This is a genomic window from Rheinheimera riviphila, from assembly GCF_004005945.1.
Classification (GTDB): domain Bacteria; phylum Pseudomonadota; class Gammaproteobacteria; order Enterobacterales; family Alteromonadaceae; genus Pararheinheimera; species Pararheinheimera riviphila.
Map to the genome: position 1 here is coordinate 21074 of NZ_SACS01000004.1, position 20386 is coordinate 41459.

At 50.0% G+C, this 20386-nt stretch carries 19 protein-coding genes; 6 read left to right on the forward strand and 13 right to left on the reverse strand.

The window, feature by feature from the left end:
• Nucleotides 1-46: 46 nt before the first annotated feature.
• On the reverse strand, nucleotides 47-1030 hold the full coding sequence (locus EOE67_RS05165; RefSeq protein ID WP_127697985.1) for a GlxA family transcriptional regulator: 984 nt from the start codon (nucleotides 1028-1030) through the stop codon (nucleotides 47-49).
• Between the two features lie 117 nt (nucleotides 1031-1147).
• Here EOE67_RS05165 and EOE67_RS20505 point away from each other — a divergent pair, with 117 nt between their 5' ends.
• A complete protein-coding gene (locus tag EOE67_RS20505) occupies nucleotides 1148-1324 on the forward strand; it encodes a hypothetical protein (RefSeq protein ID WP_164852226.1) in 177 nt (58 codons plus the stop codon).
• A 19-nt stretch (nucleotides 1325-1343) separates the two neighbouring features.
• Here EOE67_RS20505 and EOE67_RS05170 read toward each other — a convergent pair whose 3' ends face one another.
• The 7 genes from EOE67_RS05170 to EOE67_RS05200 form a co-directional block, all read right to left on the reverse strand.
• Entirely contained in the window at nucleotides 1344-2252 is a 909-nt protein-coding gene (locus EOE67_RS05170) for an alpha/beta hydrolase (RefSeq protein WP_127697986.1), read from the reverse strand.
• A gap of 114 nt (nucleotides 2253-2366) precedes the next feature.
• Nucleotides 2367-3467, reverse strand: a complete 1101-nt coding sequence (locus tag EOE67_RS05175; RefSeq protein WP_164852227.1) for a glycoside hydrolase family 43 protein — start codon at nucleotides 3465-3467, stop codon at nucleotides 2367-2369.
• A 399-nt stretch (nucleotides 3468-3866) separates the two neighbouring features.
• Nucleotides 3867-6227: a TonB-dependent hemoglobin/transferrin/lactoferrin family receptor gene (locus tag EOE67_RS05180; RefSeq protein ID WP_127697988.1), complete on the reverse strand. Its 2361-nt coding sequence runs from the start codon at nucleotides 6225-6227 to the stop codon at nucleotides 3867-3869.
• A 220-nt stretch (nucleotides 6228-6447) separates the two neighbouring features.
• Entirely contained in the window at nucleotides 6448-7950 is a 1503-nt protein-coding gene (locus EOE67_RS05185; RefSeq protein ID WP_127697989.1) for a DUF2271 domain-containing protein, read from the reverse strand.
• Nucleotides 7928-9004, reverse strand: coding sequence for a CREC-EF hand family protein (locus EOE67_RS05190; RefSeq protein ID WP_164852228.1), 1077 nt, complete (start codon nucleotides 9002-9004; stop codon nucleotides 7928-7930). Before EOE67_RS05190 ends, EOE67_RS05185 begins: the two co-directional genes overlap by 23 nt.
• A 23-nt stretch (nucleotides 9005-9027) precedes the next feature.
• The gene (locus tag EOE67_RS05195) at nucleotides 9028-9861 is read right to left on the reverse strand and encodes a DUF4198 domain-containing protein (protein WP_127697991.1); all 834 of its coding nucleotides are present in this window, start codon (nucleotides 9859-9861) and stop codon (nucleotides 9028-9030) included.
• A gap of 100 nt (nucleotides 9862-9961) precedes the next feature.
• Nucleotides 9962-10471, reverse strand: a complete 510-nt coding sequence (locus EOE67_RS05200; protein ID WP_127697992.1) for a hypothetical protein — start codon at nucleotides 10469-10471, stop codon at nucleotides 9962-9964.
• 351 nt (nucleotides 10472-10822) lie between these two features.
• Between EOE67_RS05200 and EOE67_RS05205 the strand changes: the two genes are divergently transcribed.
• Genes EOE67_RS05205 through EOE67_RS05215 form a run of 3 tightly spaced genes read left to right on the forward strand, consistent with a single transcriptional unit; the run spans nucleotide 10823 to nucleotide 12792 of the window.
• Nucleotides 10823-11110, forward strand: coding sequence for a TIGR03643 family protein (locus EOE67_RS05205; protein WP_127697993.1), 288 nt, complete (start codon nucleotides 10823-10825; stop codon nucleotides 11108-11110).
• A gap of 23 nt (nucleotides 11111-11133) precedes the next feature.
• Nucleotides 11134-11925, forward strand: a complete 792-nt coding sequence (gene folM, locus EOE67_RS05210) for a dihydromonapterin reductase (RefSeq protein WP_127697994.1) — start codon at nucleotides 11134-11136, stop codon at nucleotides 11923-11925.
• A gap of 33 nt (nucleotides 11926-11958) precedes the next feature.
• Complete coding sequence (locus EOE67_RS05215; RefSeq protein WP_127697995.1) at nucleotides 11959-12792, forward strand: CLCA_X family protein; 834 nt, start codon at nucleotides 11959-11961, stop codon at nucleotides 12790-12792.
• Here EOE67_RS05215 and dbpA read toward each other — a convergent pair.
• The gene (gene dbpA / locus EOE67_RS05220) at nucleotides 12789-14171 is read right to left on the reverse strand and encodes an ATP-dependent RNA helicase DbpA (protein ID WP_127697996.1); all 1383 of its coding nucleotides are present in this window, start codon (nucleotides 14169-14171) and stop codon (nucleotides 12789-12791) included. The two genes, EOE67_RS05215 and dbpA, sit on opposite strands and share 4 nt — an antisense overlap.
• A 272-nt stretch (nucleotides 14172-14443) precedes the next feature.
• Complete coding sequence (locus tag EOE67_RS05225; RefSeq protein WP_068064442.1) at nucleotides 14444-14653, reverse strand: cold-shock protein; 210 nt, start codon at nucleotides 14651-14653, stop codon at nucleotides 14444-14446.
• A gap of 619 nt (nucleotides 14654-15272) precedes the next feature.
• Between EOE67_RS05225 and EOE67_RS05230 the strand changes: the two genes are divergently transcribed.
• Together EOE67_RS05230 and nhaR are read left to right on the forward strand one after the other, a co-directional pair.
• Nucleotides 15273-15851 (forward strand): hypothetical protein, encoded by a 579-nt coding sequence (locus tag EOE67_RS05230; RefSeq protein WP_127697997.1) that lies wholly within the window; start codon nucleotides 15273-15275, stop codon nucleotides 15849-15851.
• A gap of 72 nt (nucleotides 15852-15923) precedes the next feature.
• Entirely contained in the window at nucleotides 15924-16814 is an 891-nt protein-coding gene (gene nhaR, locus EOE67_RS05235) for a transcriptional activator NhaR (RefSeq protein ID WP_127697998.1), read from the forward strand.
• Nucleotides 16815-16933: 119 nt separating this feature from the next.
• Here the strand turns inward: nhaR and EOE67_RS05240 are convergent, their stop codons facing one another.
• From EOE67_RS05240 to EOE67_RS05250, 3 genes are all read right to left on the reverse strand, one after another.
• Nucleotides 16934-17941 carry an isocitrate dehydrogenase gene (locus EOE67_RS05240; protein WP_127697999.1) on the reverse strand — a complete coding sequence of 336 codons (1008 nt, stop codon included), beginning with the start codon at nucleotides 17939-17941 and terminating at the stop codon, nucleotides 16934-16936.
• A gap of 196 nt (nucleotides 17942-18137) precedes the next feature.
• A complete protein-coding gene (locus tag EOE67_RS05245; protein WP_127698000.1) occupies nucleotides 18138-19826 on the reverse strand; it encodes a hypothetical protein in 1689 nt (562 codons plus the stop codon).
• Nucleotides 19819-20214: a DUF3192 domain-containing protein gene (locus tag EOE67_RS05250; RefSeq protein ID WP_127698001.1), complete on the reverse strand. Its 396-nt coding sequence runs from the start codon at nucleotides 20212-20214 to the stop codon at nucleotides 19819-19821. Before EOE67_RS05250 ends, EOE67_RS05245 begins: the two co-directional genes overlap by 8 nt.
• Between the last annotated feature and the right edge of the window lie 172 nt (nucleotides 20215-20386).

The following is a 20386-nucleotide window of genomic DNA, read 5'->3' on the forward strand; positions in this document are numbered from 1 at the left end:
GGGGCTGGGTTTGGCTCCTTCCGGCACTTGCTCAGTACTGCCGCCGTTACGTCAGATAAAACCGCTCCCGATAGGCCTTTGGTGTCAGGCTGGTGTATTGCTGAAATAGTTTTCGAAACGATGATAAATCTTCATACCCGACCACATTCAGCAGCTGCTCAATCGGCAACTGGCTGCTTTCCAGCAATTGTTTGGCTTTTTCAATCCGCTGTTTTTGTAAATAGGCCATCGGTGTATCGCCGGTGCTTTGTTTAAAGCGGCGGATCAAGGTGCGCTGGGTCATTGCAAAATGGTCGGCCACTTGGGCCAGTTCGATATTTTCCGCCAGATGGTCGTGTAAATACTGCTGAATTTGCAGGATTTTATCATCGCGCTGCGGCGCCATTTGCGACAAGGTTAAATACGGGGTTTGTGAACTGCAGTTAGGATCGGTCAGCATAATTTTTGCCATTTGCTGACTAAAGCGCACGCCCTGGTGCAGCTGAGTTAAGGCTAAACAAAGCTGAATATAAGCGTTGGTGGCGCCTGCGGTGTAGAGACCGGTTTGCTCCGACACTTTGTGATCCACCTGCAATTGTACTTGTGGAAAATAATATCGAAAAAATTCAGCTAAAAACCAACAGGTGGTGGCGATTTTACCGTCCAATAAACCGGTGGCGGCGAGCGCGAAACTGCCGTTACAACTGGCGGCAATCGGGATCTGGCGTTGATGGGCTTCGGTAAAGTGCTGCCGCGCCTCACTAAACTGCTTGATCACTGCCGTTAATTCCACATTGTTATGGGCGTAACTGCCCGGGATCACAATTAACTGGCTCTGTTGAAAATCCAGCGGCTGGCACTCGAATTTCATCATGCCAGCCTGATGTTGTGGCTGGTTGCCGATATCCATCAATTGCACCTGATACAGCGGCTCTTGTAAATCCGGCTGCTGAAACTGGGCTAAATCATTACAAAAGCGAAAATAATCGGCAATGCCACAGACCTGACCGCTGGCAACACCCGGATAAAGCACAATGCTGACCTGAATCATAATGTCAATTATCACCTTTTAAATGTCAATATTGACACTTTAGGTGAATTCTTGCGCGCTGTAAAGTGGCGGCAGATGTGAGAGAACAGTCAAAGCAGATATACAGGGGACGTAAAAATGAAACTATTCCATATCCAACTGATGGCGTTAGCGTTGCAATGGGGCTTAATCTTGTGGCTGAATCTGCGCATTGAAGCAGATCCGTTTATTCAGCTGGTGGTGACGCCATTATTGCTGCTGTTAAGCCTGGCGTTGTTACCAGGCAAAACGCAACCGCAGTCGATGCGCAGCTAGTCGTAGACATAAAAACAGGTCATTGCTCTTTATGCTTGAGCATCCCGTGCATGGTGAGCCAGCTTGTGAAAGCACGATACCAGCCGGTACTGGTGGTTTCCTTGGGGTACATGCCAAAGCCGTGGCCACCTTGTTCGTAAAAATGAAACTCGACTGGCTTTTTCGCGGCATGCCAACTCTCGATCAGACCAAATTTGCCATGGGCGAAAAACGGATCGTCGGCGGCAAGTGCGACAAACAGCGGTGGTGCATCGGCTGGAACGGCCACTGCATCCAAGGGGCCATAGATGTTGGCAATAAAGGCTGGTTTGGCGTCTTTGCCAACCAAAGTCGTCGCCATGGTCAGCATGGCACCGGCCGAAAAGCCAATCATGCCGATACGCTCCGGATCGATTTGCCATTCGCTCGCGCGGCTGCGCACCAGCGCAAAGGCGGCGTGCGAGTCTTCAAGCTGTGGCGCCAGCTGAACCAACATCTGCGCTGGATCCGGTCGTGGTGGCCGGCGCGAAAACATGTCCTGCATCGCGCGTTGAAAACCAGCCATGTCGGCCGGTGTTTGATTTAACCGGTATTTCAGCACAAAGGCGGCGATGCCCTGGTCGGCCAGCGCACGGGCGACATCCCAGCCTTCGTTGTCCATCGACAAGGTCCGAAAACCACCACCGGGCGCGACGATCACCGCGGCGCCGCTGGCTTTTTTTGGATCAGGCAGGAATGGGGTCAGTGTCGCAACCGTGACGTTCCGTACAAAGCGGCTGCCATACTGCGTATGCCATGATTCTGGCGCTATCGCGCCGGGCAGTGGCGGGGTACCAAGCACGATCGTTTGGGTCTGATCAGGGGGCGAGATCGGTGTCATTTGGTCGGCGGGTTGTGCAAATACCTGTGCCGTAAAGATGTAAAAGGCGGCCAGCAAACTCTGTTGCATCACTTGAAACCTCGTTGATTTGGGTGCGGTAGACCGAAGCCAATTTTTTCCTTTGTTGATGTCTTTCATCTCATCGGTATCCTTTTTGTGTCATCTGAGTAGCGCTGTAATTTGCTATTGCTTCGAGGTCCTGATTACTTTTTGAATGGTGCCATCCGGATTGAAATACACCCGGTCCAGACTGACGGCTCTGCGGTAATTGCCGCCTCCCTGCAAGTCGGCGCTGTGATAAGCGAGATAGGTATTGCCGTTAAAATCAAACATCGCCGGGTGGATGGTGGTGGTGTTCGGCAGTGGAGCCATGATGATGCCCTGATACTGCCAGGGGCCGGTGGCGGATTTGCTGGTGGCATACGCCAGACTTTCCGGAAATCCCGCTGCATACACCAAATAATAAATGCCGTTATGTTTTGAAACATAAGGGCCTTCTTCAAAATTCGGCAGGCTATCAACAGCATGGATTTTGACTTTGCTGCTATCGCGGTTTTGCATCCGGCCTTGTGCGTCCAGGCTGTAGCTTTCGCCTTTGAGATGGACTAAATCCGCTTCAAGCTCGACCCACCAAAGCTGCTTATTGCCCCAATACAGATAAGCCCGGCCGTCATCATCAATAAAGACGGCGGGGTCGATATTGCGCCAGCTGTGGTCTTTATCTTTGGCGGTATCTTCCAGCAAAATCAGCGGCATGCCGCGTGGATCAGTAAATGGCCCTTCTGGACTGTCCGATACCGCCACGCCAATCGAAAAGCCAAAGGCGTCGGCGGTTTGGCCGCCTTCGACTGCGGCGTAAAAATAATAACGAGACTTGCCGGACGCATCTTGGCGCTGGATGACATGATGGGCATAAGCGTTGCCGGTTTTTTCGTTGCCGCGAGCCCAGCCAAAGTTTGAGTATCGAAACACCGTGCCTTTATTTTGCCAATGAACCAGATCCTTGCTGCTCCAGAGCCGATAGTCGTACATGCGGTAATCTTTGCCGTCCAGTGCCTGTTCGTCGTGCGTCGAGTAGAGATACACAGTGTCATCGACCACCATGACGGCTGGATCTGCGGTGTAGATCAACGCGCCCACTTGGCGGGTCGGGTCTGTGGTGTCGTATTTAATGATAGGATTGTCAAAGATCGTGTGCGTGGTAGGGGCGGCGGTAATTTGGCTTTCAGAAGGTTGCTCTGGTTCAACACTGCAAGCGGCTAGTGTGAAAAGTGATAGTGTCAAAAATGATCGCCACCGAAATAACTTCGCCACCGGTTTTCTGATGTAGCTGATACTGTTTGCTGCTGGCATAAAAGCTGTCCCAAGACCACCAAAATTCATTGAGCCACAGTGTGTTGAAATTTGAGCGATAACGAAACGGCTAGCCCATTACGAATCCGTTTAACAGCCTTATCTTATTTGCGGGTTGCTGTTTAATGACCGGCGTTTTGATTGCTGCCGTTTATAGGGAGTTGTTGCCATGGGTGGGACATGAACGGCAATTCAGCAGGGAAGAAAAAAAGCCACTGTCAAACGACAGTGGCCGAGCAAACTGGCTCAATACAGGACAGATACAGGGGTAATTCACACACAACTACTTCACACAGAGCTACTTCACTTTACATACAACAACAGATCCGGTTAAAAGGTATAACTCACACCGATCCGGGCGTAACGGCCAGGTTCACTAAAACGTTCGATACCATTGCCGAGTACGCCACCTAACACCGCGCCAGGGCTTTGATTAATAAAACGAATACGCTCCCAGCGATAATATTGTTTATCCAGTAGATTAAACACGCCAGCGGTCAATTCCAGTTGTGGGCTGATGTCCCATTGCAGCGACAAATCCAGCACGGCCGCGCTGTTACTTAAGAAAGTGCTACCCGGAACCACAGCGCCACTCGCTTGCGTCACAGTCGCGTCTTCACGGCGTTTACCTTGTTGAAATCTGGAGTTCAGCTGCAGCGAAACGGCGTCCAACTGATGACTGACGCCCAGCACCGCTGACCAGGGGCTGATGCTTAAATACGGATCGCCATTGGCTTTTTCACCACTCTGATAAGCGCCCGACCAATGCAGTTGCCAGGCATTGGCGCTCTGCCAGTGTCCGGAAACTTCCGCACCTTGCACCTCAACTTCGCCGATATTTTGCATTTGGCTATACACTGTGCCCATCGATTCGGTGCAGGCGCCGCGGAAACAGCTCTGGTAGCGGGTGCCCGGGTTTTGCACTTGTTGCACCGATTCAATCAGGTCACTGTACTCGTCACGAAACAGCGCAAATTTATGCTGGCTTTGCGCCGTTTCCAGCTGATAGGCCAGTTCCAGATTCAGACTGCGCTCGCTTTTCAGCGCCGGGTTGGCGATAGCGCTGAGCACCGTCACCGTTTGTTTGCTAACTGCTTCCACTGCGGTGGTAGTTGCCGTTTGCAGATATAAATCTTCGACCGTCGGCGCGCGAAAGCCACGTCCGAGCTGCGCTGAAACCGTATGGCCAGGCATCAGTTCATAACGCAGTTGCGACTGCCAGCTCAGCGCCGCAAAGTCGACATCCTGCACCGTGCCGGTTTTGTCCTGGTAACGCGGGCCTGTGGTTGGTTGATAGTCGAGCTTGTCGTAACGCGCACCCAGTACCAATGTGGTTTGCTCATCGTTAAATTTAATCTGATCCCGCGCAAACAATGCATATTCATTGACTTGTGTCTCCGGCACCAACGCCGGATCTAACTCGATACTGGTCAGGGTGCGGCTTTGACCGAGATACCGCCGGTCGACAAAATCCGATGCGACATTTTTTTGCTGGGTGCTGACGCCATACAGCCATTGCTGATTAAATCCGCTGCCGGTCAGTTCTTTATCCAGCGACAGGCGCAATTGCTCGGCTTTTTGGCGGAAGCTGCGATCTTCAGCCCGCAAACAAGGCGTGACATTTTGCGCGCAAGGCGAAGTCACGAGCATGGTGCTGAGACCTTTATTCAGACTGTTCTGATGGTCGTAATTGAGCGTCAGCAAGTCATAAGCAGGGGTGGCACCGCTATGTTCATACTGCAGGCCATAACGGAAACGTTCACTTTGATCATCACCAAAGCGGGCTAAATAGGTCGCATCCTGCCGGGACAGATTCGACAACAAACTCTCCGATCGCTGCAAATCTGCAGTCAGGCCAAGCTGATGATCCGGCAGCAGTTGATACTGTAATTTCGCCAACAGATTATCGCTGCTGCTTGTAAATGGATCGGCGCTGGTGCGCGCCGGGCCGACGTTCTGATCGTTTTTGCGATAAGCTTGCTGCTGATGGCCATCGCGTTTGGTGAATACCAGCAAAGCTTCGAGGCCTTGCTCACGACCAGCGACGATCATACTTTGCATCCATTCCCGGTTGGAACCGCTGTATTGTGCGCTGAGCCTTGCATAAGCGCCATTGCCTTCCTGCGGCAAAAAGTCGGCGGCATCTTTAGTTTGAAATTGCACCGCGCCGCCTAAAGAACCGCTACCACTGCTGATCGCATCAGCACCTTTGAGCACAGTCACCTGCTTTAACGCCGCCGGATCCAGCCCACCACGACCGACCCGGAAAAAATCATAAGTGGCGAAACTGGCCGGATCCAGGCTTTCACCCAGCGCCATGCCATCGACGGTCATCGAAATTTGATCACTTTCCAAACCGCGGATATTGATACCTGAGGATCCAAAACGGCCAATATCGGTCACGGCGACACCAGGCACATAACGCAGCATATCGGTCAGATTCGTTGCTTGCTGAAGTTCCAGCTGTTTGCTGTTGATGCTGGTTTGATTGAGTACCGGGCTTGGTGACTGCTCAATGGCGGCAGCGGTTACTTCCACAGCGGCTAAAGTGCCGGTGTTAGCGGGTGACGCTGGAGCCGTTTTTTTACCGATGGTCGCAGCTTCGGTTGGGGCAGCGGCAGCTTGCGCAGCAGCGTTGCTCACATAGCTACAGCTGATGGCCAGGGCCAGGATCGACAGCGAAAATTTCATGATGGTTTACCTTTATTGGTGCAGTGGTTGATGCCGTTGTTGGTGCAGATCTTGACGAGTGCTCAGGGCTGCAGAATGGCGCACACTCTAGATCAAATGAGAATCATTCGCAACAATAAAAAATAAAATAAATCCAATTAAAACAATTAGATAGTTTTTTTAAGTACGAAAACCCCACCCAAGTTGGCTCGGGTAGGGGGCGGTGATCCAGATTGCAGTTTTACCCGGATGGGTTACTGCGATGGTGGCTTAGTTGGGTACCCTGTGTTGATTGGATCTGCCATTGAATGGCACCTAGCTCCAGGTGCCCTGTGGTGTTGCCTTTGTTACCGGCTTGAAACTGCAGCGGTAAACTTAGCTTTTCGTGCTCACCATGTTCACGCGCTATTTCCAGATGCAGTACATAGTCACCTGGCGGCACCGGCTTGCCCTGCTCGTCGCGGCCATCCCATGCCAACTGGTAAGAGCCGGCTTTGCGGGTCGCGCCTGCCAGACTATCAAGCGGTAACTGCGCTGGTTTGCCAATGCGCCGCCACCATTGACGCAGCTCCTGATACCAGCGGGCTTGTTGGCCTTGCAGGCTCAATTGCCTTACCAGCTGTTGATCCTTGGTGCTGACCCAAATCGCCAGATAAGGCCGTTTGGCGGCGGCAGCTTGCGGTCGGATCTGGTAATTCAGCTGCATGGCCGCCTGCGGTTGCCACTGCTGTTGATCGGTTAACCAGTTGTACCAATGCGCTGATGGTTGCAGCAGCGTGCTGGTGGTCGTGGTGATTTTCAATAAAGCGGCTGCTGGCGCCACCGATGAAGAATGGCCTGTTGTACCCGCCAGCAGCGGCGGATGTTGCTCCTTTGGCAACACCGCCAGACTTTGCGCCAGCAACCAGGCGTCGACTGCAGTGCTCGCCACCACCGCCACTTGCGGGCCATATTCAACCGGCCAGCCTTCGCTTGGGTGTAACAGCGGACTGTAGCTGCGGTAACTCAGCTGATAACCGCCTTGTTGTTTGCTATAAGCCAGTGCCGCTTGTTGCAAATGAAGATCCAGCAATGGCGCAGTTTGGCTGTTGTCGATTTGCCACGGCAAGGTCAAAGCGCCTGCGACACCATCGATGACCGTCACATCACCGAGCTGTAGTTTCAGTTGGGTACTTTGTGGAAACAACTGTCGACACCATAACCGTAGTTCGTCGACTAAAAATGCTTGCTCTAAGCCACTGAAATCCCATTGGATCTGCCGGTTTTGCAGTGTTTCAGCTTGCTTTGACTGCTGCAACTGTCTGGTTTGTTGGCGCAATGCCACCCGATCCGGCAATTGGTTTTGCAATTGCGCGCGCTGCCACTGCTGGCGGATACTGCCAAGGCGACAACTAAAACCGCTAGTTTGTAGATACCAGTGTTCGCAGCGGTGTAACAGTTGCAATAGTGCCGAATCTGCCGCTGGCATGATGCCTTGTTGATTCAGTTGTGATAGCGCCGAGCTATTGTTGTTGGAGTCTAACTGCTGCAGTAACATCAGCAGTTTTTGTTGCAGTTTGGGTTGCAGCGCTGCAAATTCAGTCGCGCTGATCCCCTGCAACTCTAGTTGCAAAGATCCACCAAGCGCCGGTTGTTGCCATTGCACTGCAGAAGCAGCGCTCACCGGGTGAGTGAGCGTCAGCAAACCAAACACGCCACTCCACAGCAGCGCAAGCTGCAGGTTAATTGGGTTTAACTGCAACATCTTGGCTGCTCTGGTCGCTAGTCACTGCTCTGCTTTTCGCGTTGTAAGCGTTGCCTGCTTTGTCTGTCGCTGCTGTTTTTTCTGCAGTTTGGGGCGCGGCTTCAGCCTTTGGCAATACTTCAGCCATCGTCACTGTTGCATCGCCGGACGTATCCCAACGTTTAAACATTCGCGCACCCGAGGCATCGTATTCAGCCTGACTCAGCCAGCTGTTTTCGTCTTTATCCAAAGCTTTAAACCTGACCAATGCTTGTTTTAGCTGGCTGGTGCGCACTGAAGCGACTTGCCGGTCTAACCGGTCGACAAATTCATTTAAATATTCATCTGCTGACAAAACGCCATCGCTATTGACATCGGTGCGGTTAAACGCGGTTTGCCGCTGTTCAAGATATTCTGCTTTGCTGACCAATCCATCCTGGTTTTGGTCGTACATTTCCAGCATGCCAGTCAGATTGTGGCTGGTGGGCATTTTTAACACACTGTTTGGCCTTACCGTCGTTCGAGCGGTGGCTTGTTCCGGCTTTGCTGATGTGGATTTCGCTGCGCTAGTATTTGCAGCAGCAGGGCGCTCAGTACGTTGTGTTGGCGCCGGATCTTGTTTATTGATCTGTAAGTCTTTATTGGTATCTAAAAAGGCAAAAGCCCGTTCACCGCTGGCCTGATATTCCGCCAGACTGATGGCGCCATCCTGGTCTTTATCCAGCGCTTTGACCCTGGTATGGGTTTGCTGGATCTGGCCATCACGTTCTTGCTTTAACTTGCGATCCAGGCGATCGGCATATTCAGTCTGATAATCGACGGCCGTCACTTGTTGGTTTTTGTGTTGATCCATTTGCTGATACCGTTGCTGGCGGATCAGGTTAAATTCGGCCTGACTGACGTTGTCATCACTATTCTGGTCAAACTCGGTGATAAAGCTGGCTTTGGCGGCCAAACTTGGCTGATGGCCGCTATTGGCAGGCTGCTTTTTCGCGACCGTGTCGGCGGTGGCCGTTTGTAAATACACACTGCTCAGCGCCAGAAATAACGCCACGGAGATTTTATGATTTTGCATCATGAGTCCTTATAAATTATTGATTAGTCGGTAATTTCAACCACGGCGCTATAGCTGTAACTGTACGTTGGCGCCTTCGCACCGGCTGGGGCAGCGGCGCGGTGTTTTGCTAGCAGTAAATAAGTGGCGGCATCTTTGACTTCAAAGCTGATTTCACCAGCAGCGTTACTGGCAACTTTACTGGTTACCGGCTCGGCATTACCCATAGCGCGGTGGATCTTCACCTCGCTGTTGGCCAGCGGTTTACCTTCAAACCACAACCGCGCTTTAACCGGCTGATTGATATACAAATCATTCGGATGCGAGATAAATTCCAGCTCAAGGCCTTTACCCCAGGGTTTCAGCGCAGCAGCTGTTGGTTTGCCTTTACTGACATAAGTTTCGGCCAGGGTGATCGACTGAAAATGCGCGGTCAACGGCACACCGGCGGGTGGTTGTTGCTTCGGATCGCGGCTGTTGATGGTTTTGCCGTCCTGTAACCAGCTTCGAAACACTGCACCTTCACGCACGCCGCTGCTAAAACGATAACTACCGTCGTTGGTCAGTTGATGTTCCAGCACAATCCGACTACGAACTGCTTGTTGTTCGGCTGGTTTTTCCAGCGCGCCTGACGGTGTGCGCACTTTAAATTCACTGTGATCAAATTTGGCTTCGGGCAGGAAAAACTTGTCGGCAAATGACGCTTCCAGACTGACCCAACCGCGGATCGGCTCAAAACTTTCCGGTGCCAGATAAGGCACGTGTGCCGTGGCGCCGCCGGCACTCAGCAAAGTGCCTGCGACCAGCAGGCTTTGCCATGAGCATATGTTGAGTAATAAAGATTTCCGGCGAACGGCAGGGTGACGGGGGGCAGTCATAACATCTCCAGTTGATAGTAATTCGCATTTGCATTGATGCGAACGATAACTGAAAATAACTCTATTTGCAAATGAGAATTGATATCATTTGGTCTGATCGTCAATGCAGATAATTCAGCGTGGCCGATGTCAGGCCAGAAGGATGTTTATTACCAGTAAAACCAAAGGTAGCGGTGTTGTTGGTTTCGCCGTGATGGCTAAATCGTTGTTCCGATAGCGCCAGTAATTGCCGTTGTTCCATCAGCTGACTGACCAACAGCAATTTACTTTGATGCATCAACACCGCCACGGTCGCCGGGTGTTCGCTGTCACAGCCGTCAAGCATTTGCGCAAACCAATACAAACCTTGTTTCAGCGTGCGACGACAACGCCGCCAGCGCTGTTGACTGGCATAACTTTCGGCCAAATTTAATAAAGTCACCGCCAGACAATGTGTTGGCAGCGCCGCTTCGTCGGTATTGAGTTCAACCGGGCATTCTACAAAGGCACAGTGATACCAAACCGGCCACACATCGGCCAGCGCTTGCTGATAATACTGCTGCGCCAGTTGCTGCTGATGCAGTGAAAATGCCTGATTGCCAAGGGTGATCCAATGCTGCCATTGTTGCATTGATAGACTCTCAATTGATAATAGTTATCATTTAATCTAGCGAAAGGCTGGCGTGCATACAAGAGCTGCGTTAAATTAAATGCGATTAATTCCTATTTACTGTGATGTTTGAGGGTGTCCATGAAAGAAATTGTGTTGCAGCAACTCCGTAAAAAGCGCTGGCCGTTGCTGATTGTTGGGGCGATGTCGGCTTTTTTGTATCTGCAACATCAGTGGCAATGGTTCAGCTAATTTGTGTAATACCCGAATCTTCAATGATTTTGGGTCCAGATCAATACCTACTTTTTACCGTTGATCCACGCCGCTCTAATGAACGTAATTTTATAAAATGTCGCTTCGGATTTAACTGTGATGTCGTTGTCAGATCCCTCAGTTCCCAAATACCACACCGCAAATTTCACCCCGGCCGAACTTTCCCGTATTATCGAAATGGCATGGGAAGATCGCACGCCTTTTGAAGCCATTCAGCGTATTTTTGGTTTAAATGAAAGTGCAGTGGTGCAGCTGATGCGCCGTGAACTCAAGAGTTCAAGCTTTCGAATGTGGCGCCAGCGGATGGCCGGTCGGGTTACTAAGCATCAACAATTGCGATCGCCGGAGATTAGCCGGGCTTATTGTCCCAGCCAATATAAGCGTTAATCGGTAAATGAGGAGTCTTTGGCATGCGGGATACGCTACTGATCACCGGCGCTGCACAGCGGGTTGGTCTTTTTTGTGCGCTGGCGCTGCAACAGCAGGGTTATCAGGTCATTATCAGCTACCGCACGCGCCACGCCGCAGTGGCTGAACTGGAGGCCGCTGGCGTTATGTGTCTGCAGGCTGATTTAACCGATCTGAGCAGCCTATCGTCCTTTATCGACGAAGTGAAGCGGCATTGTCTGAAGTTAAGAGCCATTATTCACAATGCATCTGCCTGGCAAAAAGACCTGCCGTTAATTGCCACAGACGGGCTGACGACGTTGGCACAGCTGCAGCAAGATGCGACGGTGTTTGACGCCATGTCGCATATTCATGCCCGGGCCGCGTATTTACTGAACCGGGCTTTGTTGCCGTTATTGCAGGCTTATGTCAGCGATCTTGATCAGTCACAACAAGACAGTGAAATGCCGTGTAAGATGGCCGATATCATCCATCTCACCGATTTTGTGGCGACTGTCGGCAGTGAAAAACACCAAGCCTATGCCGCTTCCAAAGCTGCTGTTGAGAATCTGACCTTTTCGCTGGCGCGCCAGTTAGCTCCAACGATAAAAGTGAATGCCATTGCACCGGCCTTATTGATGTTTAATCAAGGCGATGACGACAGTTACCGACAAAAAGCGCTGGCCAAGTCGTTGTTGGGCGTGGCGCCTGGTGCTGACGAAGTGTTGGCGACCATCAATTATCTGCTACAAAGCCGTTATATCACCGGCCGGGTCTTGCCGCTCGATGGTGGTCGACAGTTGCGGTTACCTTAATGATTATTGGTTTCGTGTGATGAAATTTACGTGATGAAAACCCCGCCAATCCAGCTTGATCTGCCACGGATCCAACGACCATATTTTCGAAACGGTCCCAATCATCGTGCCGGTGCCGACGTCAGTTTCGGCGATATCGTAAAAATCTTTGATTTTCAGCGAATTAAAATCGGCCGTTGGGTCAGTGCCAGCGAACAGCAAATTGCTGCCAATCTGTTTTTTGATGCGCTTTGTGATTTGCAGTTGCTATTGCAGGTACCGGCACAGGTGATTTCACTCAACGGCACTTTAGCGCTGAGTTTTGGCATTGGCGGCAGGCCGGGCAGTTGTGCTTTTTATCAACCGGCTGGTCGTTTATTGGCGCTGGCTAAAAATGCCGGAGGCGGCAGTCTGGCGCACGAGTGGTTTCATGCGTTTGATCATTATATTGCCGATAAAATGTTTGAAACTTCAGCGGCCAAGCATAGTTTTGCCAGTAAATTATGGTTACAACACAGTGCACTGCGGCCACATCCGCTGAATGCGTTATTACATCGGGCTTTTAGCCTGCTGTATTTAGATAGTAGCGCTTCGCAGCAAAGTGAGTTTTTTAAGATTTGTCGGGATTATGATCGCAAAGCCAGTCAGCTGTATTATGCGATGCCGGAAGAAATGGCCGCCAGGGCGTTTGAACATATGTTGCAGCAGCAACAGCTGCAAAATAGCTTTTTGGTTTCAGGGTGTTTAACTGGCCCAGCAGCGAAAGCCGGGTTGTATCCCACCGCTGAATTATCCGGACATTTGGCGCAGTGTTGGCTAGAATATTTTTTCGTGCTCGGTCAACTGTTGCAGCGCAAACAGTTGACCGAGCCTGACAACAACAATTAACCGACGATCCGCACGCGGATATTGCGGCCTTTAATGCCTTGGCTAAACATGCCAAGCGCCAGCTTGGTGATATCGCTGCGCACCGCCACATAAGCCCAATCATCAAATAAACTGATTTTACCAATATGGTCGCGGCCCAGTTGCTGATCGGCGGTCAAAGCGCCCAGCACATCACCGGCGCGCAGTTTTTGCCGTTTGCCAGCGTCAATTAACAAGCACGTCATCGGTGGTTGCAGCGGTGGCAAGCTCAGTACTGATAGATCCGGTAATGGCTCTGCTTCTATAGTGCCGTTCAGCGTATCTTCCAACAGGCCGATTTTATAGCCGTCTTGATCGTTAAATAAACTGCAGGCAATACCGCTGCTGCCAGCCCGACCAGTCCGGCCAATGCGGTGGGTATGGGTGTCGACATCATGGGCTAATTGGTAGTTGATCACCGCGTCCAGCGCATCAATATCCAGACCACGGGCAGCAACGTCAGTCGCGACCAACACTGACACCGACTTATTGGCAAAACGCACCAGGGTTTGGTCGCGATCGCGCTGCTCTAAATCACCGTGTAACGCCATCACGCTAAAGCCTAAATCGGCAAGAGAATCAGCAACTTCCTGAGTTTCTTTACGAGTGTTACAAAACACCACTGAGCTGACCGGGCGATGCTTTTGCAGCAATAACTGCACCGCTTGCAGGCGTTCGGTGTTCGAGCCAATTTTGAAAAAATGCTGACTGATACTTAAATTGTTGTGGCTGGATTCGACCTGGATCAATTCAGGGTTTTTCATCAGCCGCTCGGCCATCGCCTGAATTTGTTTTGGATAAGTGGCACTGAATAATAATGTCTGACGTTCAACTGGCGTATAGGCCATGATGGCATCTAAGGTCGGTTGAAAACCCATTTCCAGCATCCGGTCGGCTTCATCCAGCACCAGCGTCGTTAAGTCATCCAGCTTTAACGAACCTTTGGCCAAATGTTCTTCCACCCGACCCGGCGTACCGACAATAATATGGGCGCCATGTTCCAGACTGCCCAGCTGCGGACCAAAAGGTACACCACCACACAGCGTTAAAACTTTAATATTGTGAATACTGCGTCCCAGTTTACGGATTTCTTTGGCGACTTGATCAGCCAGTTCCCGAGTTGGGCATAACACTAAACTTTGGACCCGGAATCTTTTGACTTCTAATTTCGCCAGAATACCCAAACCAAAAGCGGCGGTTTTACCAGAGCCGGTTTTACCCTGACCAATCACATCAATGCCCTCCAATACTTTGGGTAAAGACGCCGCCTGAATGGGGGTCATTTCGGTATAACCTAAACCAGTTAAGTTTTCGACTAAAGCAGAAGGGAGTGCCAAACTGGCAAATGTTAAATTGCTCACAATTTAATCCTGTTAAGTTGCAGCCGCGGCTGCATAAATGAAAAGAGTACAGCCCCGGAACGTCCAGGATTTCTCTGAAAACAAAAAGGTCAGAAGCAATTATTAATCAACATTAACAATTGATTCTGACCTTATTGTGTTGGAACAATGTCATTCCGTGGACATCACCGCTGATTTTGCTCCCTGCAACAACGGACATAAAAAAGGGCAACATCCGAAGAGTTGCCCTGATTTAGTTTGGTAAGATTAACTTACCAAAGTCGGAGTTCTAATTACAGAACAACGATTTTCTCAGCCTGAGGACCTTTCTGGCCCTGAGTTACTGTGAAAGACACGCGTTGGCCTTCCTGCAGTGTTTTGAAGCCAGTGCTAGCGATTGCGCTGAAGTGAGCGAAAACGTCTGGACCTGAAGCTTGTTCAATGAAGCCAAAACCTTTAGTTTCGTTGAACCATTTTACTGTACCGGTAGTTGTATTAGACATGATATGTATCCTGTATATATTTGATAATTAAGCCTGGTATCAGGCGGTGGTGCTGGAAGTGGTGCTATGACTTATGAATACAGGACGTACTAATACAACAGTAACTGTTCGGTGTGCATAAATATGGTACTAACTTTCAAACTGTCGCCATTGTATAGTGTTTAAGCATTACGTCAAACTTTATTTCAAAAAAATTGCTGAAAGTCCCTCTGCTAAATCAATTGTTCAGATTAATATTGAGTTCTATCATTTACTTAGATAGTTTTTGCAACTGCGATAAATTTCCTGCCGATACCTATTCTTGGCGCTCAATGGCGGCAACCAGTAAGTTGAACAGCATATCATGCCCATGATCTTGATATTCGTTTGGTGGGCTTACACCATTCATCCGTTAATTTAACCAGATAAATACATCAATTTTACCTTTGGTCACCTTTTGATTTCGGCCGGTGGTTTATCATTTTACACTGCACTTGAAGTTAAAATTTTAAGTGAGGGAAGTTTGGTGAAAATCGGTCGTTCTCTATGCGGGGTTTTGACTCTCGTGACTGGATTGACAGGCTGCAGTGTGATGGGGCAAGCCACTAAAGGCTATTTGATTGCTGCGAACAAGACAGTCATGTTGCAGCCAAAAGCAGTACGTGATGCACAGCCGGTCTGGGTAAAGCGAGTCTATTTTAGTTCTGAGTTTTTAGTGTCCCCGATTGAACATTGGCGATTGCGGATCAACAGTCCACAGCCGTTGCCCGGGCACGGTGAGAACGGTAAGGTGCAGCTGGAATATAAGTATGATGAACAGCTTTATCAACAAGATGTACAACTGCATCTGGAAACCGCTGGTTATGATGAAAAACTAGCACAACACTGGTATGTCTATCGACTGGACGAAACAGCCACTCAGTTCTGGCAAGAGTATCAGGATGTACTTTTCAGGTTTGGTCGGCCAAAACTGAATTTTTTGTTGCAACCCGAATTTCCGGGGAAAGTTGATACCCGAATCGTTAAACTGGATTATCAATATGTGGCCAGTTTCGGTTTGTTGCCGCTTGGACAAATGCTCAGACTGAACATGGCATTTAAGGACGATGATTTTGAGCAGTTGTGTGAAAAGGATCTGTATCATTATGATAAAAGTTCGGCTTGTGGTTCAGTCGCTATTGTTGAATCTGAGTCGGTGTTACCGACAGTTGATCATTAAACTGCCGGGACTTACCGTCAGACGCGGGCTGGTCATGTTCCCTTTTGCAAATTTTGAGGCCAGAAAGTAACGATGACTCCCGTCAATTTTAATCAGCTGTTTTATTTTTACCTGGTCGCCAAAGAAGGCAGTATTGCCAGAGTGAGCGAACAATTGCATATCACGCCTCAGACCATCAGCGGCCAGATCAGTGCGCTGGAACACAGCACCGGCAGTGCGTTATTTAACCGGCAAAGCAAAAAGTGGTCGCTGACCGAAGTCGGGCGGGTTAGCTATCGTTATGCCGAAAGTATTTTTGAACTTGGTGATGAACTGCGGGCCGTGCTGAAACATCAGAATGTGCGGCATTGGCAAACATTTACTGTGGGTATTACCGATGTGCTGCCAAAAGCATTTATTTATGAAATGCTTAAACCGGTTTTTAGCATGCCGGAACAACTGCGGTTGATTTGTCGTGAAGGCGAACAGGCCAGTTTGTTGGCCGAGCTAGCGGTCAATAAAATAGATTTGGTACTCACCGATCAACCGTTATTACCCAGCAGTTCGATCAAAGCTTACAACCATCAAATCACTGAATCGACCACCAGCTTTTTTGCGGCGAAGAGTCTGGCCGCTACTTTGGCCTTGCAGAGCTTTCCGCAATGTCTGCACCAGCAACCCATCTTGTTACAGAGTAAACGTTCGTTGATCCGGCAGCGCCTTGACGCCTGGTTTGAGCAGCATGGCATTGCTCCGGCGGTGCGGGCGGAATTTGACGACAGTGCGCTGATGAATGCTTTTGGCCAGCAAGGGCTTGGCGTTTTTTCGGCACCTTCACAAATCGAGCAGCAAATTTGTCAGCAATATGAAGTGGTGGTAGTTGGGCGCACCGATGCGGTCAAAGAAGTGTTTTATGCAATTTCACCTGAACGTAAGTTAACGCACCCTGGTGTATTGCAGCTAGTAAATGCGCTGGCGCGATAGCGGGTAGCTGATGTTTAAATCGGCAGCACGCCGTTTTTAGGAATGTAACTGCACAAATAACAAAGCCGCAGGCGGTGCTGCGGCTTTTTGCTGGCGTCCGGTATTTTCAAGGATGACGATTAAAGCCGTTCTAACATCGCCGCCGTAAAATCGGTGGTGCCATGCACGCCGCCAAGGTCGCGGGTAGTGCGATCGCCAGAAGCGATCACATCGGTCAAAGCGGCACGGATTTTTTGTGCTTTGTCAGCCATGCCCAGATATTCCAGCATTTGAATTGACGCCAGGATCACTGAGCTAGGGTTGGCCAGGTTCTTACCGGCAATATCTGGTGCGCTGCCGTGCACGGCTTCAAATACGGCACAATCGTGGCCAATATTGGCGCCAGGTGCCATGCCTAAACCGCCGACCAAACCGGCACATAAATCGGACAGAATATCGCCGAATAAGTTGGTGGTCACAATCACATCAAATTGCTGTGGATTCATCACCAGCTGCATACAGGCGTTATCGACAATCATTTCAACAGCTTGAATATCCGGATAGCGGGTAGCCACTTCACGGGCAGTTTTCAAGAACAAACCTGACGTTGATTTCAGAATGTTGGCTTTATGCACAATGGTGACTTTTTTGCGGTTTTCGCGGCGTGCCAGTTCAAAAGCAAACTCTACAATCCGCTCAGAGCCTTCGCGGGTGACGATACTCATGGCTTCCGCCAGTTCGCCTTCGTTTTTAACCACCTGACCAGCACCTGAGTACATACCTTCGGTGTTTTCACGCACGGTAATAATATCGATATTTTCGTAACGGGCCTTGGTGCCTTTAAATGAAATCACCGGGCGGACATTGGAATACAAATTGAATTTTTTGCGCAAGGTCACGTTAATGGAGGTGAAACCTTCGCCAACCGGCGTGGTTAAAGGACCTTTTAAGGTGATTTTGTTGCGGGCAATGGCATCTAACGTTGCTGCAGGCAATAAGTCACCGGTTTTTTCCAACGCGGTCAGGCCTGCATCGACATATTCGTAATTGAACTGGCAACCGGCTTTATCCAGCACCGCAATGGCCGCTTCAACGATGCTTGGGCCAATGCCGTCGCCTTTAATCACAGTAATAGTTTGCGAACTCATAAAGTTCCTTAAATCTGATGTGCGGGAAGGAAGATGTCAGTGGGAAAATACTGGACCAGACTGAAAAATGTAGCCTTGGCCTGACATCAAAAACGGGAGAATGGTAGCATTTTTCGTTATTCGTTTCCAGTTCAGGCAGAACCTTGCCCCATACAGCAGATTGATACTGAAAATAACTGAATCTGATGAAAGAAAACTACATTTCTGGTTGCAAAGGATAATAACAACCTGCGCCTGCACTCAGTTGTTGCAACCATTCTTGCCAGGAGCGCAACGGTAGATCCAGCGCATGCCGGGCATTTTTGAAGGTATTTTCCGTGGTGGCCGGTTGTGCATTCACCCCATAAAATACCGCTTCGGCCATCATAAAGCCCAAAGCAATGAGTAAGCGGGCGCATTGCTGTTGTGTATAATTGTTTTGTATTTCAACCAGTTGTCGATAATAAAGTGCACCATCCTGCCAGATCATCGGCAGGCCAACGGCGGCGACACTTTGTGAAACCTGTCGTGGATAATCCGTTTGTTGCCAGCACATCTGGTAACTGAATTGCAGCAATGGCGACGGTTTGTCCGAAGTCGCTTGCAACGGTAAGTAACGGCAGCGTTCATCCTGTTGTAGCGGCAATACAAAACATCCGGCGAGCAATTCCGCATCTGCTGCCGAAAGTGCCAGCGATTTTGTATGCTCGGCCAGCATTTGCCAAGCGCTCGCCAGACACACCTCTAATTGGTTAAACCAGCGCTGATACGGCTGCCGACAGAGCTGACTTTGCTGTTGCAACCAGCCCTGACGTAAAATTTGTGGTAGCTGATCGGCACCAATTAATGCCACCGCATGCGACAAACTTTCGATCTGAAGCCCCTTGCGGGTGCGTTTTCCTGCCTGGCGTAATAAATGGCTGCTGAGCTGCGGATGTTGCTCCAGCCACGCCACTTGCTTTCGCACCGGGTGATTTGGATTCAGCTGTTGAATCTCTGCGATGGCGAGCGGCGGCAATACCGTCTGCTCGCGTACTGCGGTCACAAACAAATCCAGCCACTGACTACTCGGCAGCAGTCTTGGCGGTAACAATTTAAGACTGGATTCGGTTAGTTCAATCGGATGTGGTTGTAGTTTTTTACTGGTTAAATCAAAAATATGGCCAAGAAGTTTGGGTTCAGCGGTGATGATCAGTGCCACTTCACCAATAGTGTCACTGCAAAACCGGCCAGCGAGTAGCAAAGTCCGGCCTAACTTAGCAAGTTGTCGGGCGAAATGACGCTGCTCTGGATTTGCAGGCTTGTGCAGAAGCTGCTGGATCACCAGCTCCAGCCCTGGGACCGTTTTTGTCAGACCAGGGGTGATCTGCAGACTCAGGTCATTGCAGAACATTAACGCTGCGGCATAAGGCACACGTTGCGTGGTGGATTTAGGCTGCTTACTGAGACTGCTATCTGTCAGCAGTTGCCGCCACTGCCGGTGTTGAAAGCCGGCGCCGAATGCTTTGAGTGTATACAATCCGGCCTGCTGACTGAGCAGGAGCGCTTGCTCCTGCGAAGCCGGCGTGGTTTGACTCAGCTGTTGCACAATGCCGGTCAGCCGAAACAAATTGCCGGCCAGCAATTCTTCTAAAACCGTTAACGGCCAGTTACCTGCGGTGGCCAGTGCTGATAGCAGTACCGATTGTTTCATCGCTAACTGGCTGATGTACATGCTGTTAACCGGCGTTAATGCCAGTTGACTAAATGCCAGTGCTGGCTGTTGCTGGCATATTTTCGCCAGTTGCACCGCAATTTGTTCGGCAATCAGCGGCAGTTTTTCGCCATCCGGCGGCGATTTTACCTGCTGGTAAAATCGATCCAGATACTGGTAAAGCTGCAGCAATGCCGTCGATTCTTTAAGCATGTGGTTTGGTAACTTGCTGATACAAAGTAACTGCGTCGGTATCCAGTGCAATCAGTTGTTGGTTTTTAAACAATAAAGCCGTGCACTCGTGCGTAGTGGTAATTCCGTCCGAAACCGCGCGTTTGGTGCGGTAGTACATCAATTGATAAGTATCAGCACCAATTTTTTCTGCTTCGGTAATATCGGGACCACCCAATTTTTCGATGAGGTCGGTTTGCTTGACTGCGCTGATGTTGCTGATTTGAGAAATGAACTTGTGATTAAAAGCTTCGCGATCACTCCAGACCATTTGTGACGGATCATCCGGGTAGTAATTCAGCACCATCCAGGTAATGACTGGATAACACAACACCGCACCGATCAGTATCCACCAAATTCGCTTACTCATTTGTTTTGCTCCGACGCTGCTTGGCAGGTCGCCATTAATTAATATTGATACAAAATGGATACAAAAAGCTTGCCATATATTGTAACGCAGCCTGATGCTAACCAATCTTATGCTGTTTGTCAGGGCAGATCCGGCCAACAACAGCCCACAACGACCGTTGTCGTGAGCTGGT

Coding starts and splice junctions, on each gene's coding strand:
- EOE67_RS05250 (WP_127698001.1), bottom strand. CDS start 20,214: ATGAGTAAGCGAATTTGGTGGATACTGATCGGTGCGGTGTTGTGTTAT.
- EOE67_RS05245 (WP_127698000.1), bottom strand. CDS start 19,826: ATGCTTAAAGAATCGACGGCATTGCTGCAGCTTTACCAGTATCTGGAT.
- EOE67_RS05215 (WP_127697995.1), top strand. CDS start 11,959: ATGAAAACCCCGCCAATCCAGCTTGATCTGCCACGGATCCAACGACCA.
- EOE67_RS05195 (WP_127697991.1), bottom strand. CDS start 9,861: ATGACTGCCCCCCGTCACCCTGCCGTTCGCCGGAAATCTTTATTACTC.
- EOE67_RS05225 (WP_068064442.1), bottom strand. CDS start 14,653: ATGTCTAATACAACTACCGGTACAGTAAAATGGTTCAACGAAACTAAA.
- EOE67_RS05180 (WP_127697988.1), bottom strand. CDS start 6,227: ATGAAATTTTCGCTGTCGATCCTGGCCCTGGCCATCAGCTGTAGCTAT.
- EOE67_RS05190 (WP_164852228.1), bottom strand. CDS start 9,004: ATGCAAAATCATAAAATCTCCGTGGCGTTATTTCTGGCGCTGAGCAGT.
- EOE67_RS05200 (WP_127697992.1), bottom strand. CDS start 10,471: ATGCAACAATGGCAGCATTGGATCACCCTTGGCAATCAGGCATTTTCA.
- folM (WP_127697994.1), top strand. CDS start 11,134: ATGCGGGATACGCTACTGATCACCGGCGCTGCACAGCGGGTTGGTCTT.
- nhaR (WP_127697998.1), top strand. CDS start 15,924: ATGACTCCCGTCAATTTTAATCAGCTGTTTTATTTTTACCTGGTCGCC.
- EOE67_RS05205 (WP_127697993.1), top strand. CDS start 10,823: ATGTCGTTGTCAGATCCCTCAGTTCCCAAATACCACACCGCAAATTTC.
- EOE67_RS05170 (WP_127697986.1), bottom strand. CDS start 2,252: ATGCAACAGAGTTTGCTGGCCGCCTTTTACATCTTTACGGCACAGGTA.
- EOE67_RS05240 (WP_127697999.1), bottom strand. CDS start 17,941: ATGAGTTCGCAAACTATTACTGTGATTAAAGGCGACGGCATTGGCCCA.
- EOE67_RS20505 (WP_164852226.1), top strand. CDS start 1,148: ATGAAACTATTCCATATCCAACTGATGGCGTTAGCGTTGCAATGGGGC.
- EOE67_RS05165 (WP_127697985.1), bottom strand. CDS start 1,030: ATGATTCAGGTCAGCATTGTGCTTTATCCGGGTGTTGCCAGCGGTCAG.
- EOE67_RS05230 (WP_127697997.1), top strand. CDS start 15,273: ATGTTGCAGCCAAAAGCAGTACGTGATGCACAGCCGGTCTGGGTAAAG.
- EOE67_RS05185 (WP_127697989.1), bottom strand. CDS start 7,950: ATGTTGCAGTTAAACCCAATTAACCTGCAGCTTGCGCTGCTGTGGAGT.